Annotated in this window: 16 protein-coding genes and 1 rRNA gene (1 of these 17 cut by a window edge); all 17 read left to right on the top strand. The window is 41.1% G+C overall.

The annotated features are described in order from the left end of the window. Window positions 1–8 precede the first annotated feature (8 nt). The gene (locus E2L03_RS19775; protein ID WP_038484952.1) at window positions 9–734 is read left to right on the top strand and encodes a vWA domain-containing protein; all 726 of its coding nucleotides are present in this window, start codon (window positions 9–11) and stop codon (window positions 732–734) included. Then, window positions 709–1,674 carry a serine/threonine protein kinase PrkT gene (gene prkT / locus E2L03_RS19780; RefSeq protein WP_134260191.1) on the top strand — a complete coding sequence of 322 codons (966 nt, stop codon included), beginning with the start codon at window positions 709–711 and terminating at the stop codon, window positions 1,672–1,674. Before E2L03_RS19775 ends, prkT begins: the two co-directional genes overlap by 26 nt. 18 nt (window positions 1,675–1,692) lie before the next feature. Next, window positions 1,693–3,075 carry a tRNA lysidine(34) synthetase TilS gene (tilS, locus tag E2L03_RS19785; RefSeq protein WP_134260193.1) on the top strand — a complete coding sequence of 461 codons (1,383 nt, stop codon included), beginning with the start codon at window positions 1,693–1,695 and terminating at the stop codon, window positions 3,073–3,075. 41 nt (window positions 3,076–3,116) lie between these two features. Beyond that, a complete protein-coding gene (gene hpt, locus E2L03_RS19790; protein WP_176463705.1) occupies window positions 3,117–3,656 on the top strand; it encodes a hypoxanthine phosphoribosyltransferase in 540 nt (179 codons plus the stop codon). 69 nt (window positions 3,657–3,725) lie between these two features. Continuing rightward, complete coding sequence (ftsH, locus tag E2L03_RS19795; RefSeq protein WP_051667709.1) at window positions 3,726–5,714, top strand: ATP-dependent zinc metalloprotease FtsH; 1,989 nt, start codon at window positions 3,726–3,728, stop codon at window positions 5,712–5,714. Window positions 5,715–5,764: 50 nt separating this feature from the next. Beyond that, window positions 5,765–6,532, top strand: a complete 768-nt coding sequence (locus E2L03_RS19800; RefSeq protein ID WP_038484964.1) for a type III pantothenate kinase — start codon at window positions 5,765–5,767, stop codon at window positions 6,530–6,532. Window positions 6,533–6,547: 15 nt separating this feature from the next. Next, window positions 6,548–7,426: an Hsp33 family molecular chaperone HslO gene (gene hslO, locus E2L03_RS19805; protein WP_038484967.1), complete on the top strand. Its 879-nt coding sequence runs from the start codon at window positions 6,548–6,550 to the stop codon at window positions 7,424–7,426. A 134-nt stretch (window positions 7,427–7,560) separates the two neighbouring features. After that, window positions 7,561–8,499, top strand: coding sequence for a cysteine synthase A (cysK, locus tag E2L03_RS19810; RefSeq protein WP_038484970.1), 939 nt, complete (start codon window positions 7,561–7,563; stop codon window positions 8,497–8,499). A 99-nt stretch (window positions 8,500–8,598) separates the two neighbouring features. Continuing rightward, window positions 8,599–10,038, top strand: coding sequence for an anthranilate synthase component I family protein (locus E2L03_RS19815; RefSeq protein ID WP_134260195.1), 1,440 nt, complete (start codon window positions 8,599–8,601; stop codon window positions 10,036–10,038). Beyond that, on the top strand, window positions 10,035–10,631 hold the full coding sequence (gene pabA, locus E2L03_RS19820; RefSeq protein ID WP_038484973.1) for an aminodeoxychorismate/anthranilate synthase component II: 597 nt from the start codon (window positions 10,035–10,037) through the stop codon (window positions 10,629–10,631). The genes E2L03_RS19815 and pabA overlap by 4 nt, the downstream gene beginning before the upstream one ends. Continuing rightward, complete coding sequence (pabC, locus tag E2L03_RS19825; RefSeq protein WP_134260197.1) at window positions 10,616–11,464, top strand: aminodeoxychorismate lyase; 849 nt, start codon at window positions 10,616–10,618, stop codon at window positions 11,462–11,464. Before pabA ends, pabC begins: the two co-directional genes overlap by 16 nt. Beyond that, on the top strand, window positions 11,457–12,281 hold the full coding sequence (gene folP, locus E2L03_RS19830) for a dihydropteroate synthase (protein WP_134260199.1): 825 nt from the start codon (window positions 11,457–11,459) through the stop codon (window positions 12,279–12,281). Before pabC ends, folP begins: the two co-directional genes overlap by 8 nt. Next, the gene (gene folB, locus E2L03_RS19835; protein WP_134260201.1) at window positions 12,274–12,639 is read left to right on the top strand and encodes a dihydroneopterin aldolase; all 366 of its coding nucleotides are present in this window, start codon (window positions 12,274–12,276) and stop codon (window positions 12,637–12,639) included. The genes folP and folB overlap by 8 nt, the downstream gene beginning before the upstream one ends. After that, window positions 12,632–13,162 carry a 2-amino-4-hydroxy-6-hydroxymethyldihydropteridine diphosphokinase gene (folK, locus tag E2L03_RS19840; protein ID WP_038484985.1) on the top strand — a complete coding sequence of 177 codons (531 nt, stop codon included), beginning with the start codon at window positions 12,632–12,634 and terminating at the stop codon, window positions 13,160–13,162. The genes folB and folK overlap by 8 nt, the downstream gene beginning before the upstream one ends. Next, the gene (locus E2L03_RS19845; RefSeq protein WP_134260248.1) at window positions 13,114–13,317 is read left to right on the top strand and encodes a helix-turn-helix transcriptional regulator; all 204 of its coding nucleotides are present in this window, start codon (window positions 13,114–13,116) and stop codon (window positions 13,315–13,317) included. Before folK ends, E2L03_RS19845 begins: the two co-directional genes overlap by 49 nt. 221 nt (window positions 13,318–13,538) lie before the next feature. After that, a complete protein-coding gene (lysS, locus tag E2L03_RS19850) occupies window positions 13,539–15,038 on the top strand; it encodes a lysine--tRNA ligase (RefSeq protein WP_134260203.1) in 1,500 nt (499 codons plus the stop codon). 321 nt (window positions 15,039–15,359) lie between these two features. Next, window positions 15,360–15,767: ribosomal RNA gene (locus E2L03_RS19855) — 16S ribosomal RNA — on the top strand (it continues 1,140 nt past the right edge of the window).

The following is a 15,767-nucleotide window of genomic DNA, read 5'->3' on the forward strand; positions in this document are numbered from 1 at the left end:
GGAATGCAATGAAAGGGACTTTAAAGCAAATCTTACTTATAACAGACGGTTATTCAAACGATGGGGAAGATCCAATTGCCATTGCTCGACTGGCAAAGGAATTCGGAATCGCTGTCAACGTTATCGGAATTATGGGTGATCAAAAGGAAAATGCCCATGGGTTAAACGAAGTAGAAGCTATTGCAGATGCTGGTGGTGGAGTAAGTGAGATTGTGTATGCAAGACAATTATCGCAAACGGTTCAAGTAGTAACGCAGAAAGCGATGACGCAAACCTTACATGGTGTTATCAACCAAGAATTGAAGCAAATCTTAGGTAACGGAGAAGAAATGGATTCACTACCTCCTGAAAAAAGAGGGGAGGTAATGGAGGTCGTTGATGAAATTAGTGAAACGGCTCATCTGGAAGTCTGTATTCTCATTGATACGAGTGCAAGTATGGGAAACAAACTCACTAAAGTTCAAGAAGCATTGGAAGATCTCTCAATTGGTTTACACTCTAGAACAGGGGATACGTCTTTCGCCGTTTATACATTCCCTGGACGAAAACATCCTATCGAAAAAGTGATGGATTTTTCACCGACGTTAAACCGTTTAAATAAATTACTAAGTAAATTATCTTCGGGTGGGATGACACCCACTGGTCCGGCATTAAAAGCAGCTCTCTCTGTTATGAAAGAAAGCCGCTCAAGAAGGAGAGTAATGGAACATGAAGACGACCAACTCTTCGGCTAAGCAAAAAAGGTTTACTCCTGGAACAGTTGTTACTGGAAAATGGAATCAACAGCAGTATTCAATTGTGCGCAAGCTAGGTGAAGGGGTAACAGGTACGGTTTATCTTGCACACTCAAGTGAACGGAAAGTGGCAATAAAGTTTGGTATTGATCACATGTCTATCGCTCAAGAAGTCAATGTACTGAAAGAGTTAAGTAAGGTTCAAGATACTTGTCTTGGGCCTTATTTATATGAAGTAGACGATTATGTACAAGCAGGAAGCAAGTCAATCGTTCCTTTTTATGTGATGGAATATATTAAAGGGATCGATTTTTTACGCTTCATGGAAGGGAAAGGCAGTGAATGGCTCTCTGTTGTTGTTTTACAGCTGCTTGACCAACTGCAAGCTCTACATGATCATGGATGGATATTCGGTGATATAAAACCAGAAAATATTATTGTCACAAAAAATGCGACGAGCGTCCGTTTGTTAGATGTAGGTGGTACAACAAAAAAAGACCGGGCCATTAAAGAGTATACAGAATTATATGATCGAGGATACTGGCTTGGTGAAAGCCGAAAGGCAGAAGTGAGTTATGATCTTTTTTCTGTTGCCATTTTAATGATTCACTGTGCCTATCCCCAGCAGTTAAGAAAACAGCCAGAAAAGCCGCTTGCACAGTTGAAAAAAATGATTGAATCGTCCGATCAGTTAAAGCCGTTTAAGAAGAGTATGATTGGAGCACTCCATGGACACTATATACAAGCAGGTGAGATGAAACAGGATCTGCTGCGAAGCCAGTATCAAGCAGAATCCTCACCTACACTTAATCGTCATTCTACTACAAGAATGTCACGGGTCAATAAGCAGAAAAAAAGCTATGGATATACAGAGTTATTTATGCTCATGACTTTTGTTGGCCTATTAATTACACTATACTTAGTATTAAAGATGTTTTAAGTAGGGCGTGATTGAACAGTGGAGCAAGAAGTGCAGCGTTTTATGATAGAGAATCAATTGCTGGAAAAAGGGCAGACAGTACTTGTAGCTGTCTCTGGCGGTGCGGATTCAATGGCTCTGTTGTCGTTGCTATCTGATATGAGGGCGGAATGGTCATTGACGATTCATGTGGTTCATGTAAATCATCAGCTACGAGGAGATGAGTCTGAGGAAGATCGTATGTTTGTTCAGAATTGGTGTCAACAAAGGAATATTCACTTTCGAGAGTATCGCGTTGATGTGCTTGCAGAAAAACAGACAGAAAAAGTAGGGACACAAGCTGCGGCTCATACGCTCCGCTATCAGGCGTTTGCTGCAGAAATGAACCGTGTGAACGCCGATGTTTTAGCAACAGCCCATCATGGAGATGACAATACCGAATCTGTTTTAATGAAGTTAAACCGCGGCACATCCCCTTATTTAAGATTAGGAATCGCTATGGAAAGACAATTTGAACACGGGAGACTCATCAGACCCCTTCTATGTGTAACAAAAGAAGCTATACTTAAGTATTGTACTGAAAAAAAAATTCTTCATCGGGACGATTCAAGTAATGAGTCTGACAGCTATACAAGAAACCGATACCGAAAATACGTTGTCCCTGAATTAAAAAAGGAGAATCCATTAAATACCATACATATTAGACGTTTTGAAGAATGGCAACATGACGATAATAAAGTACTAATGGGGCTTGCAGAAGATCAATTAGCCGAAATAATTATAGTAAAAGAGAAGGATACAGTCACAATTGACAAAGATCGCTATCTTAAATTAGCGATTCCTTTACAAAGAAGGGTGATTCATCTAATATTAAATTGTCTGTATAACAAAGGGATAGTCCGTGACTTCTCTTCATACATAGAGCAAATTGAGCTTTTCCTGCAAAGCCATTCGAACTTTGCTTCAATTGACTTACGCAATGGGTTAAAAGTTTACCGAGAAAACAATTGCTACAGGTTTACGCAAGAGGTTTATGTGGAATCAGATAATTACTGTTTAGAACTGGCTGTGCCAGGGATCATCACTACGCCGTTAGGAAGGATTCGTACGGAAATCGTTTCTACTTGTGGTGATGAAACAGTGGAATGTATGTATATCCCAGTATCAAGTTTTTCGTCCCCCTTATTCATAAGGAATCGACGATCAGGGGACCGTTTTCATCCAAAAGGCGTGAACGGTTCAAAGAAAGTAAGTCGTGTGTTCATTGACCGAAAAATTGATTTACCCCGTAGGCATGACTGGCCTTTACTGGTTGATTCGGCAGGTAACATACTGTGGATTCTTTTACTACATAAGGCGGAGTTGCCTAAACAACAAGCAGTTGACCACTATGTACGAATCGCGTTTGTAGGGAACACTTAAAAAAAAGCAAATGGTTTATAACAGGAGGTAAAAGACGGTTGATGAAGAACGACATGAAAGAGATTTTACTAACCGAAGAACAGATCCAGGAGAAAATTAAAGAATTAGGGCATACTATTACGGAAGAGTATAAAGACCGCTTTCCTTTGTTCGTAGGTGTCTTAAAAGGTGCGCTTCCATTTATGGCTGATTTAGTTAAATCTGTCGATACACACCTGGAAATGGATTTTATGGATGTGTCAAGTTATGGAAAAAGTATGGTTTCCTCAGGTGAAGTGAAAATCGTCAAAGATTTAGATACAAAAGTAGAAGGTCGAGATGTCCTCATTGTAGAAGATATTATTGATAGTGGTTTAACGTTAAGCTATTTAATTGAGCTTTTTAAATACCGCAAAGCAAAGTCTGTAAAAGTGGTTACCCTTCTTGATAAGCCTGAAGGAAGAAAAGTTGATTTAGTGCCGGATTTAACCGGGTTTATTGTTCCAGACGAATTTGTTGTTGGATATGGATTAGACTTCGCAGAACGCTACCGAAACCTACCGTACGTAGGCATCTTAAAGCCAGAAGTTTATGAAGGCTAATTATTGGTGTCCACGAACGTGTTATGGTAAGATAGGTGCAGTTTTGTTGGATGTGGGAGGAGGTAAAGGATGAAAGGACGTACGTTGCGTACTGTCTTAATTTTAGTTCTTGTCATGGTCGTTGTAATTGCTGCAGTGAATGCTGTGACAAGTGATCAATCTGAGACAACTCAAGTACGATACGATGAATTTATTGAAAGACTTGAGCAAGGCGAGGTTGAAAGCATAAATGTTCAACCAGAGCGTGGTGTTCTTATTGTAACAGGACGTTTCACAGATCAAAATGAAGATGAAAACTTCTCTACATCTGTTTTTAACTCTGAGGTTACGACTGGTTTCTTAGCAGAGATTGATAACGTTGAGATCTCGATCGAACCAGAAGAAGAACAGAGCAACTGGTTTACAACTATATTATTTATTGCCCCATTCTTACTTATCGTTTTAATTATTATCTTTATGATGAGTTCGGCTCAAGGTGGTGGCGGCGGTGGTGGAAACCGCGTCATGAACTTTGGTAAGAGCAAAGCGAAGATGGTTAGTGATGAGAAGAAAAAAGCGAAATTTAAAGACGTTGCTGGTGCAGACGAAGAAAAGCAAGAGCTTGTTGAAGTGGTTGAATTCTTAAAAGACCCAAGACGGTTCTCGGCGATTGGCGCACGTATTCCGAAAGGTGTCCTCTTAGTAGGTCCTCCAGGTACGGGTAAAACATTGTTAGCTCGTGCTGTTGCAGGAGAAGCTGGTGTTCCTTTCTTCTCTATCAGTGGTTCTGACTTCGTTGAAATGTTTGTCGGTGTTGGTGCATCACGTGTGCGTGACCTTTTTGAAAATGCGAAGAAAAACTCTCCATGTATTATCTTTATTGATGAGATTGATGCAGTTGGACGTCAACGTGGAGCAGGTCTTGGTGGCGGTCACGATGAACGTGAACAAACCCTGAACCAATTGCTTGTTGAAATGGATGGTTTTAGTGCAAATGAAGGAATTATTATCATTGCTGCAACAAACCGAGCAGATATTCTCGATCCGGCGTTATTACGTCCAGGTCGTTTTGACAGACAAATTCAAGTTAATGCTCCTGATGTAAAAGGACGTGAAGAAGTTCTTCATGTACATGCACGTAACAAGCCTCTACGCGAAGACGTTAAGCTTGATTTAATTGCTGTACGAACGCCAGGTTTCTCAGGTGCTGATTTAGAGAATCTTTTAAATGAAGCGGCGTTGGTCGCTGCAAGAGATAATAAAAAAGAAATAGGTATGGAACACATCGAAGAAGCTATTGACCGTGTTATTGCTGGTCCGGCTAAGAAAAGCCGTGTGATATCCGCGAAGGAGAAAAACATTGTTGCGTGGCATGAAGCTGGTCATACCGTCGTAGGTGTGAAGCTAGAAAGTGCTGACACTGTTCACAAAGTAACAATTGTTCCTCGAGGTATGGCAGGTGGGTATGCGATGATGCTTCCAAAAGAAGATCGCTACTTTATGACAAAGCCTGAACTACTAGACAAGATTGTCGGGCTTCTTGGTGGACGTGTAGCTGAGGAAGTGCAATTTGGAGAAGTATCTACTGGCGCTCACAATGACTTCCAACGTGCAACCGCTATTGCGAGGAAGATGGTAACAGAGTATGGTATGAGCGATAAGCTTGGACCAATGCAATTCGGTTCAACTTCTGGTGGTCAAGTTTTCTTAGGAAGAGATATCCAAAACGAGCAAAACTATTCAGATGCGATTGCCCATGAGATTGATCTAGAAGTACAGCGTATTATTAAGGACTCTTATGAGCGTTGTAAACAAATTCTTATTGAAAATAAAGATAGTCTAGATCTTGTAGCGCAAAAGCTAATTGAATTAGAAACGTTAGATGCGGAACAAATTCAGTCTCTTATTAACGAAGGAAAGCTTCCTGAAAATCATCATTCAAATCGAAAAGATGATGACGTGAAAGTGAACATTCAATCGAAAGACGAGTCAGAGGATTTAACAGGTGCTTACGAGGAGACGACGAATATGGAAGAAAATCGTCCAGCATCTGAGGATCCAAACGATCGAAAAGAATAACACCTAAAGAGAGTGCAGCCGCACTCTCTTTTTGTTCAGGGGGAGACGACATGATTTTAACGATAGACATTGGAAATTCATCCATTGTAACGGGAATCTTCCGAGAAAATGAGCTTGAAACTCTATTTCGAATGGCAAAGGCAACAGAAAAAACAAGTGATGAATACGGTATGCTTCTATATAGTTTTTTTCAACATCGGGATTATTCTTTTTCAGAAGTAGAAGGCGTGATTCTTTCATCAGTAGTGCCAAGCATGATGCATCGTTTTAAGCGAATGTGCAGAGACTATTTTAACGTTGAACCCGTTATAATTGGCCCGGGCGTAAAGACTGGCCTAAACATTCTTTACGAAGATCCTAAAGAAGTGGGGTCGGATCGAATTGCAAACGCTGTTGCCGCTTTATCGATGTATCAAGCTCCTTGTATTGTGGTTGATATAGGTACAGCCACAACGTTTTGTTACATTGATGAAAAACACCGTTATCGAGGTGGCGTGATAGCGCCAGGTCCCGCCCTCTCGGTTGATGCTTTGTCTCAAAATGCTTCCAGACTACCGCGTGTCGAATTACAAAAACCAGAAAGAGTCATTAATAAGACAACACTTAGTTCCATTCATAGTGGTACGTATTACGGGTATTTATGTTTAATTGATGGTATGATTGAACGCATGAAAAAAGAGGTATCACAACCTCACGCCGTTGTGATTGCAACTGGAGGCCTTGTGCATTTGTATGCAGAAGATTCTAAGCAGATTCAATATGTGGATCAGAATTTAACACATAAAGGTTTAAAGCAAATATATGATCGAAATAAGTAAGAAGGAGTGTACGCAATGAATGATTATTTAGTAAGAGCAACAGCATACAACGGAGAAGTGAGAGCCATTGCTTTAACAGCTACCGACATGGTGTCTGAAGCATGTAGAAGGCAAGGAACGTGGCCAACGGCATCAGCTGCTCTCGGTCGTGCGATGATGGGCGGTACAATGATGGCTTCTATGCTGAAGGGCGAGGCGAAATTAACGGTTCGAATTGAAGGAAACGGTCCGATTGGGCAAGTGATTGTTGATAGCCACGCAGATGGATCAACAAGAGGAACGGTAACGAACCCTCACGTCAGTCCTGATTTAAATAGCCAAGGTAAATTGGATGTAGCCCGTGTCGTTGGTACAGAGGGAACGTTATCTGTTGTGAAAGACTTAGGCATGAAAGAGCCTTTTACAGGTAGTGTACCACTTGTATCTGGTGAAATTGGAGATGATTTTACCTATTACTTTGCAAATTCCGAACAAACGCCTTCCTCTGTAGGTGTTGGTGTGCTCGTTAATCCAGATGAAACGATTCTGGCTGCTGGAGGATTCGTCATTCAAATGATGCCAGGCGCTCAAGAACATACCATTTCGGATATTGAACAACGTCTATCCAATGTTCCTGCTGTTTCGAAGCTTGTTGAAAAAGGTTTATCACCAGAAGAAATCCTTCACACGCTCTTAGGAGAAAGCAATGTAAAGCTACTAGAAACCAAACCTGTACAGTTTAACTGTTCATGCTCAAAGGAAAGGATAGCCAATGCTATTATAAGCCTAGGTCAAGCAGAGATTGATGCAATGATTAAAGAAGATCAAGGAGCCGAGACGACGTGTAATTTCTGTAACGAAACGTATACATTTACAGAAGATGAGCTTGTATCGCTTCTCGATTTCGCAAAATAAGAGGTTGGAACCTTAGCGTTCCGGCCTTTTAATTTAGCTCTGTTCTTTTTAATTGACTTATCAGAAAATGTCTGCTATTATTTTTGTAAATCGCATAAAAATACTAGGAATTAATCTAGAGGAGGCTTTTCAGTATGACGGTCGTCAACAACATTACTGAATTAATTGGTAATACCCCATTGGTTAAGTTAAATCGTTTAACATCAGAAGAGCATGCAGATGTTTACTTAAAGTTAGAATATCAAAACCCTGGAAGCAGTGTAAAAGACCGAATTGCCCTTGCTATGATTAATGCAGCCGAAGAAGCTGGAGAATTAAAGCCTGGAACTGTTATTGTTGAGCCTACTAGTGGTAACACCGGAATTGGCCTAGCCATGGTTGCAGCGGCTAAAGGATATAAGACTAAGCTTGTTATGCCGGAAACGATGAGCTTAGAAAGAAGAAACTTATTAAGAGCATACGGTGCAGACCTTGTACTAACTCCTGGGCCAGAAGGTATGGGTGGTGCCATTCGTAAAGCAACTGAACTAGCTAGTGAAGAAGGCCATTTCATGCCACAACAGTTTGAAAACGGTGCAAATCCTAAGATTCACCGTGAGACAACTGGTAAAGAGTTATTGCAGCAAGTAGATGGTCAATTAGATGGTTTTGTAGCTGGTATTGGAACCGGTGGAACGATTACAGGGGCTGGCGGCTTGTTAAAAGAGAACTTTCCACACTTAAGGATCGTTGCTATTGAACCTCAGGATTCACCAGTTTTATCTGGTGGAAAGCCTGGTCCCCATAAATTGCAGGGAATTGGACCTGGATTTGTACCTGGTATCTTAAATACGGAAGTTTACGACGAAGTTTTAAAAGTATCAACGGATGAAGCGTTTGAGTATGCAAGAAGAGCAGCAAAAGAAGAGGGAATACTAGGGGGAATATCTTCTGGTGCAGCTATTTACGGAGCGCTCCAACTCGCGAAGGAGTTAGGTCCAGGTAAAAAAGTGGTCGCGATTATTCCTTCAAATGGTGAGCGTTACCTTAGCACGCCACTTTATCAATTCGAAGAAGAAGAAGCAAAAGCATAATAGGGGATTTTTTACTCCCCGGGAAATAAAAAGAAGCAGGCTCAATAAGAGTCTGCTTTTATTATTGTTAGTAGTTTAGTAAAATGAGTCCATATAGTTATGGACGGGGGAAAGAATGTGTCTGATCGTTTAACAAAAACAATGACGTTGCCAATGCCAGAAAGTGAATGGTTTTGCGCATTTCGACGATTAACAGAAAAAGAACAACACTATGCTGTCTTAGAGAGTGGACGTTCTGGACGATATAGCATTATGGGCTTAAAACCAGAAGCCATTATTGAAGGGAAAGATAGAACGTTAACTGTACAAACAAATGGAACAACGAAAACGTATGACGGGGAATTATTAGAGAGTGTTGAACTTGTTTTAAAATCGTATCAAGTAAATGAACCATTGTTAGAGGGAGGCCCTCCTATTCAAGGCGGCGCGCTAGGCTATATTAGCTATGATTATGTACGTCAAATTGAAACGTTAGCAACTAGTGCAGTGGACGATTTACATTTACCAGAAGTGTATTTTATGGTCTTTGAACATGTTTTTGTGTATGACCATGTACAAAAAGCACTTTGGATTTGTGTGAATGGTAATGACGGAAAGAAGTTAGATAACTGGTTAAGGACGTACGAAGCCATTTGGTCTCAAGAAGGGGTACAAGCTGCAGAGCATGACACGTTTTCTTTTTCTGAGGAATCGTCTCCATTAGCTGGTACGATGAGTGAAGAAGAATTTTCAAAAGCGGTTGATCGAATTCAGACGTACATTAGCGAGGGTGACGTCTTCCAAGTCAACTTGTCTGTTCGACATCATAAACGAAATGACATTCCGCCCATCTATATTTATGAAGCACTACGAGAGCTTAATCCTTCTCCTTATATGAGCTACATTCATGCTCCTGAACGTCAGATTGTTAGTGCCTCTCCTGAATTACTTGTGAAGAAAAGAAACGATGAACTGAGTACACGGCCCATTGCCGGTACACGGTCAAGAGGCAGAACCGAAGTAGAGGATCAACGGCTGAAAGAAGAACTTCTCTCTAATGAAAAAGAGATTGCGGAGCACGTGATGCTTGTGGATTTAGAGCGAAATGATCTTGGAAGAGTGAGTGAATATGGGAGTGTTGAAGTAGATGAGCTACTGGTAGTGGAAAAATACTCTCACGTTATGCACTTGGTTTCAAATGTAAAAAGCAAGCTTGCGGAAGGGTACTCGTTATATGACTGTATTCGGGCAGTGTTTCCTGGAGGAACGATTACCGGAGCGCCAAAAGTGCGAACGATGGAAATAATCGAAGAGCTCGAACCTGTTAGAAGGGGTTTATACACAGGTGCAATCGGGTGGATTGGTTTCCATGGCGATATGGAGTTGAATATTGTCATTCGAACAATGATTTGTCAAGGTGACTATGCATATGTTCAAGCAGGTGCCGGTGTTGTCATTGATTCAAATCCAATAGCCGAGTACAAGGAATCCCTAAAAAAAGCAAAAGCACTGTGGCGTGCGTATGATATTGCTAAAGAGAGGGCGAAAATCAAACAATGATTTTAATGATTGATAACTATGATTCCTTTACGTATAATCTAGTGCAATATTTAGGTGAAATGGGAGAAGAGCTAGTCGTTCGACGTAATGATAAAATTGACATAGAGGAAATTGAAACGGTGTTGAAACCAGCGATGATAATGATTTCGCCAGGTCCTTGCACGCCAAATGAAGCGGGTATTAGTTTAGACGTCATTCGTACATTCAGTGGCAGGATACCAATATTAGGCGTCTGTCTTGGTCATCAGGCGATTGCACAAGCATTCGGTGGCGTTGTAAAGAAGGCAGACCAGCTCATGCATGGAAAAACGTCTTACATCCAACATGACAAACGAACGTTATTTGAAGGTTTGCCCGAGTCACTAAGAGTAACACGCTATCATTCTCTTATTGTTGAACGAGAGACGCTCCCGTCTTGCTTTGACATAAGTGCAGAAACAGCTTCGGGAGAAATTATGGCAATTCGTCATAAAGAGTATGCGTTAGAGGGCGTACAATTTCATCCGGAAGCAATCCTGACCACTGAAGGAAAGAGGATGTTGCGTCAATTTGTCGAAACGTATAAAGGTGGGGTTTCGTGTACATTAGTGTAAATGGTCAAATTGTACAGGATACAGAAGCATCCATATCACCCTATGATCATGGATTCCTTTATGGATTAGGGTTGTTTGAAACATTTGCTGTAAGAAATGATGCTATTTTTCTTTTAGATCATCATCTGGCGAGGCTTAATGTAAGTGTTCAAGAACTAGGCTTTGAATACGTACTTACAGAGGACGTTGTCTATCGCACTGTTCGTAAGCTTCTTAAGAAAAATGATTTACAAGAAGCTTATATACGCTGGAATGTGTCAGCTGGTATTCGAGAGATTGGATTGGCTAACGAGCCGTTTCTCGACCCACAGGAAATTGTATATGTAAAAGCATTACCACCATTGCCAGCTGCAGCCAAGAGCTTAGTGTCGCTAAAGCTTAATAGGAATTCAATTGAGGGTAACAGGCGATATAAGTCACATCATTATTTAAACAATGTGTTGGCCAAAAAAGAACTAGGTAATCAACCGAATACAGAGGGGCTTTTCTATACAGCAGAAGGATATGCAGCAGAGGGTATTGTATCGAATCTGTTTTTTGTGAAAAACGGTAGCGTGTATACACCTAGCCTTGAAACGGGTATTTTAAATGGAGTGACTCGCCAATACGTATTGGCGTGGTGTAAAAAGAATCGAAAAAAAGTCGAAGAAGGTTTTTATACAAAAGAAGAGCTCGCTCAAGCTGACGAAGTATTTTTAACAAATGCGATACAAGGCATTGTAGCCGTTCATTCAGTCGATCATCAATCGCTAGCGAGTTATACAATTACGGAGCAATTAGCAAAATCGTACCAATTAGCGATAAAGATGGAAGAGAGGACTGGAAATGAGTAAGGGGCTTGATATGGAAGTGAGACAAGGATCAAGAACAAAAATAATGGGAATTCTTAACGTGACGCCAGATTCATTTTCCGATGGAGGTAAATTTAATCACGTCGATGCTGCAATTAGTCGAGTAGCCGATATGATTGAAGCAGGTGCTGATTTAATTGATATTGGCGGTGAATCCACTCGCCCGGGTTACACGCCAGTCTCTATTGATGAAGAAATGGAGCGAACTTGTCCGGTCATTGAAAAGTTAGTTGAGCGCTTTGATGTTCCGATTTCCATTGATACATTTAAAGCCAAAACAGCTGAAGCGGCATTACAAGCAGGAGCCTCGATTATTAATGATGTTTGGGGTGCAAAGGCCGACCCGCAAATGGCTTATATAGCTGCTAAATATGAAGTACCCATTATATTGATGCATAATCGGGATGAAGTCCCGTACGGCGTTTTTATGGATGATGTGTTAGCCGATTTGTCGCAGAGTATCTCAATTTGTACAAATGCAGGTGTGACATCCGAACGAATTTGGCTAGATCCAGGTGTTGGATTTGCGAAAACATATGAACAAAACTTAGAGGTGATGCGAGAGCTAAACCAAATTGTTGATTTAGGGTACCCTGTTTTACTTGGGACATCCAGAAAATCATTGATTGCTAAAACGCTACAGCTACCAGTCGATGAAAGAGTAGAAGGCACTGGCGCAACCGTTTGCTTAGGCATAACGAAAGGTGTGAGTGTTGTAAGAGTTCACGATGTAAAAGAGATGAAGCGAATGGCGTTGATGATGGATGCTATGCTACAAAGGAGTGATGAAGTTGGATAAAATTTATATGAATCAACTATCTTTCTATGGTTATCACGGGGTGTTCACCGAAGAGAATACATTGGGACAACGATTTTTAGTTGATTTAATTCTTGAATTAGACTTAGAAAAGGCTGCAGCAGATGATGAGCTAAAAGAATCGGTTGATTATGGAGAAATTTATAAAAGCGTTAAGAAAATTGTTGAAGGAAAGCCTGTTAAACTTGTGGAAACAATCGCAAAAGCAATCTGCGACGAGCTGCTCAACTCCTATGAAAAAGTAGTAGCGTGTACAGTTAAAGTAACGAAGCCAGATCCGCCTATACCAGGTCACTATCAGTCTGTGGCAGTGGAATTAAAAAGAGGTCGCAATGAGTAGTCAAGTATTTATCGCCATCGGATCGAATTTAGGAAATCGGGAACAGAACTTAATGGTAGCGGTTGAACGCCTTCAAGCTGATGAAAGCATTCAAGTTGTTCGTGCATCTTCCATATATGAAACAGACCCCGTCGGCTACGAAGATCAAGGCCCATTTTTAAACATGGTTATTGAGGTAGCAACTAGTTACCATCCCCTTGAACTCTTGGAAATGACGCAAGACATTGAATTAGTGTTGGGCCGAGAGAGAGAAATAGTGAACGGACCAAGAACAGTGGATCTTGATCTTTTACTATATGAAGGGGTAAGACTCGATGTAGATGATTTACAAATTCCACATCCAAGAATGTGGGATCGTGCGTTCGTTTTAGTTCCTCTAGCTGAAATTGCACCTAAGATAAAGAGCGAGAAAAGCGGTTTACCTCTAAGTGAAGTCATAAACAAGCAGTTTAATGATAAAGAGGGTGTGAGATGGTGGAAGCAATGGAATGGGGTAGGAACATACGAGCCTATCGAAAGTTAAAAGGATATACACAGCAGGATTTTGCAAAAGAAATCCATGTATCTGTTTCTTTACTAGGAGAAATTGAACGTGGTATTCGAAACCCTGATGATGAATTAATTAATCGAATTTGTGCAAGTTTAGATGTTACAAAAGAGGATATGATGCAGCTCTAACTGGGATAGATGGTACGTGTGAAGGGTAAAGTGTTCCTAAAATGAGAGGTTGAGCTGTCTGTGTAAGTGACGGCGTTAATCGATTTAATTTTTAACGAGGATGAACTAGCAAAGGCGCTAGCTTTATAGTACACTTCTAAATAACTTGATGAATAAGGGGTTTGATTGACAGATCTGTTAATCTGCCCTTTTTCGATGAAAGAGAACAGGGGTTGAGAGTGTTGACGGAAGAATTAGAGCTACATGATTTATTAGCTGTAAGAAAAGACAAGCTAAATCAGTTATATGAACAAGGTGTTGATCCATTTGGTGGGAAGTTTAATCGCACTCATACATCACAGCAGGTGGTTGACCAGTTTGATGCATACACAAAAGAAGAGCTAGAAGATAAAGAAGAACAAGTCGTGTTGGCTGGCCGATTAATGACAAAGCGTGGTAAGGGCAAAGCAGGATTTGCACACATTCAAGATTTAACTGGACAAATTCAAATATATGTTCGTCAAGATGCAGTTGGCGAAGCTTCTTATGATCTATTTAAGTCTCTTGATATTGGAGATCTAGTTGGGATTGTTGGGGGTCCTTTTAAAACCAAAGTAGGCGAGATGTCTGTAAAAGTGACAGAGCTGACACTATTAGGTAAATCATTACGTCCTTTACCTGATAAATATCATGGTTTAAAAGATGTAGAGCAACGTTATCGTCAGCGCTATCTTGACCTTATTACAAGTCCAGATTCTCGAAAAACGTTTATAACCCGTAGTAAAATTATCCAAGTTATGCGCCGCTATCTTGATGATCAAGGTTTCTTAGAGGTCGAGACACCGATGATGCACAGCATTCCAGGTGGAGCGTCTGCGCGTCCATTTGTGACGCACCATAATACGTTGGATATGGAACTCTATATGAGAATTGCCATTGAACTTCATTTGAAGCGTCTAATTGTTGGTGGTTTGGAAAAAGTATATGAAATTGGCCGTGTATTTAGAAATGAGGGAGTATCAACCCGTCATAATCCTGAATTCACAATGATTGAACTATATGAAGCTTATGCAGACTACAAAGACATCATGGCGTTAACAGAAGGGGTTATTGCGCATATTGCAAAAGAAGTGCTTGGTACAACGACAGTTCCATATGGTGACGATGAAGTAAACCTTGCGCCTGGTTGGACACGAATTCATATGGTAGATGCTATTAAAGAAAAAACAAGTGTTGATTTTTGGCAAGAGATGAGTGACGAAGAAGCCCGCGCTCTTGCAAAAGAACATGGTGTCCCTGTTAAAGAAACAATGAGCTTTGGACATGTCGTAAACGAATTCTTTGAACACTTTGTTGAAGAGTCTCTTATTCAGCCGACATTTGTTTATGGACATCCACTGGCCATTTCACCATTAGCAAAAAAGAACGAAGAGGATCCTCGCTTTACTGACCGTTTTGAATTGTTCATTGTTGGTCGGGAACACGCAAATGCATTTTCTGAGTTAAATGATCCAATTGATCAGCGTAAACGTTTTGAAGCTCAGTTAGTAGAACGCGAGCAAGGAGACGATGAGGCCCACATGATGGATGAAGACTTTGTAGAAGCGCTGGAATATGGTATGCCTCCAACAGGTGGTTTAGGAATCGGGATTGACCGATTAGTTATGTTGTTGACAAATGCGCCGTCAATACGTGATGTCCTGTTATTTCCGCAAATGAGAAACAGAGAACAAGGAGAATAACCACAATGTTACTTCTGCTGTTCTTGCTTTAGAAGAGCAGCAGATCTTTTTTATAAAAAAACTTTTAAAAAAGCCTTGCGCATTTATTTATAGGGTGGTATATTATTTCTTGTCGCTGCGATAGACACAAGCGGCACGAAAGAAATTAAGAAAAAACATGATTGACTTTCGGGTTAGCTTCTGATAAGATATAAAAGTTGCTAAAACAATAAGAGTTCTTTGAAAACTGAACAAAAGCCAAGCGTAAAAAGAGATACAAGGTATCTCGTCAATGAAGTTAGACACAGCTTTAAATTGTGCAAATGAGCAAGTCAAACACTTTTAACGGAGAGTTTGATCCTGGCTCAGGACGAACGCTGGCGGCGTGCCTAATACATGCAAGTCGAGCGGACAGAAGGGAGCTTGCTCCCGGACGTTAGCGGCGGACGGGTGAGTAACACGTAGGTAACCTGCCCCTTAGACTGGGATAACTCCGGGAAACCGGAGCTAATACGGGATAATAAAGAGAATCACCTGATTCTCTTTTGAAAGACGGTTTCGGCTGTCACTAAGGGATGGGCCTGCGGCGCATTAGCTAGTTGGTAAGGTAACGGCTTACCAAGGCGACGATGCGTAGCCGACCTGAGAGGGTGATCGGCCACACTGGGACTGAGACACGGCCCAGACTCCTACGGGAGGCAGCAGTAGGGAATCTTCCGCAATGGACGAAAGTCTGACGGAGCAACGCCG

The sequence above is a fragment of the Shouchella oshimensis genome, assembly GCF_004375095.1.
GTDB lineage: Bacteria > Bacillota > Bacilli > Bacillales > Bacillaceae_D > Shouchella > Shouchella oshimensis.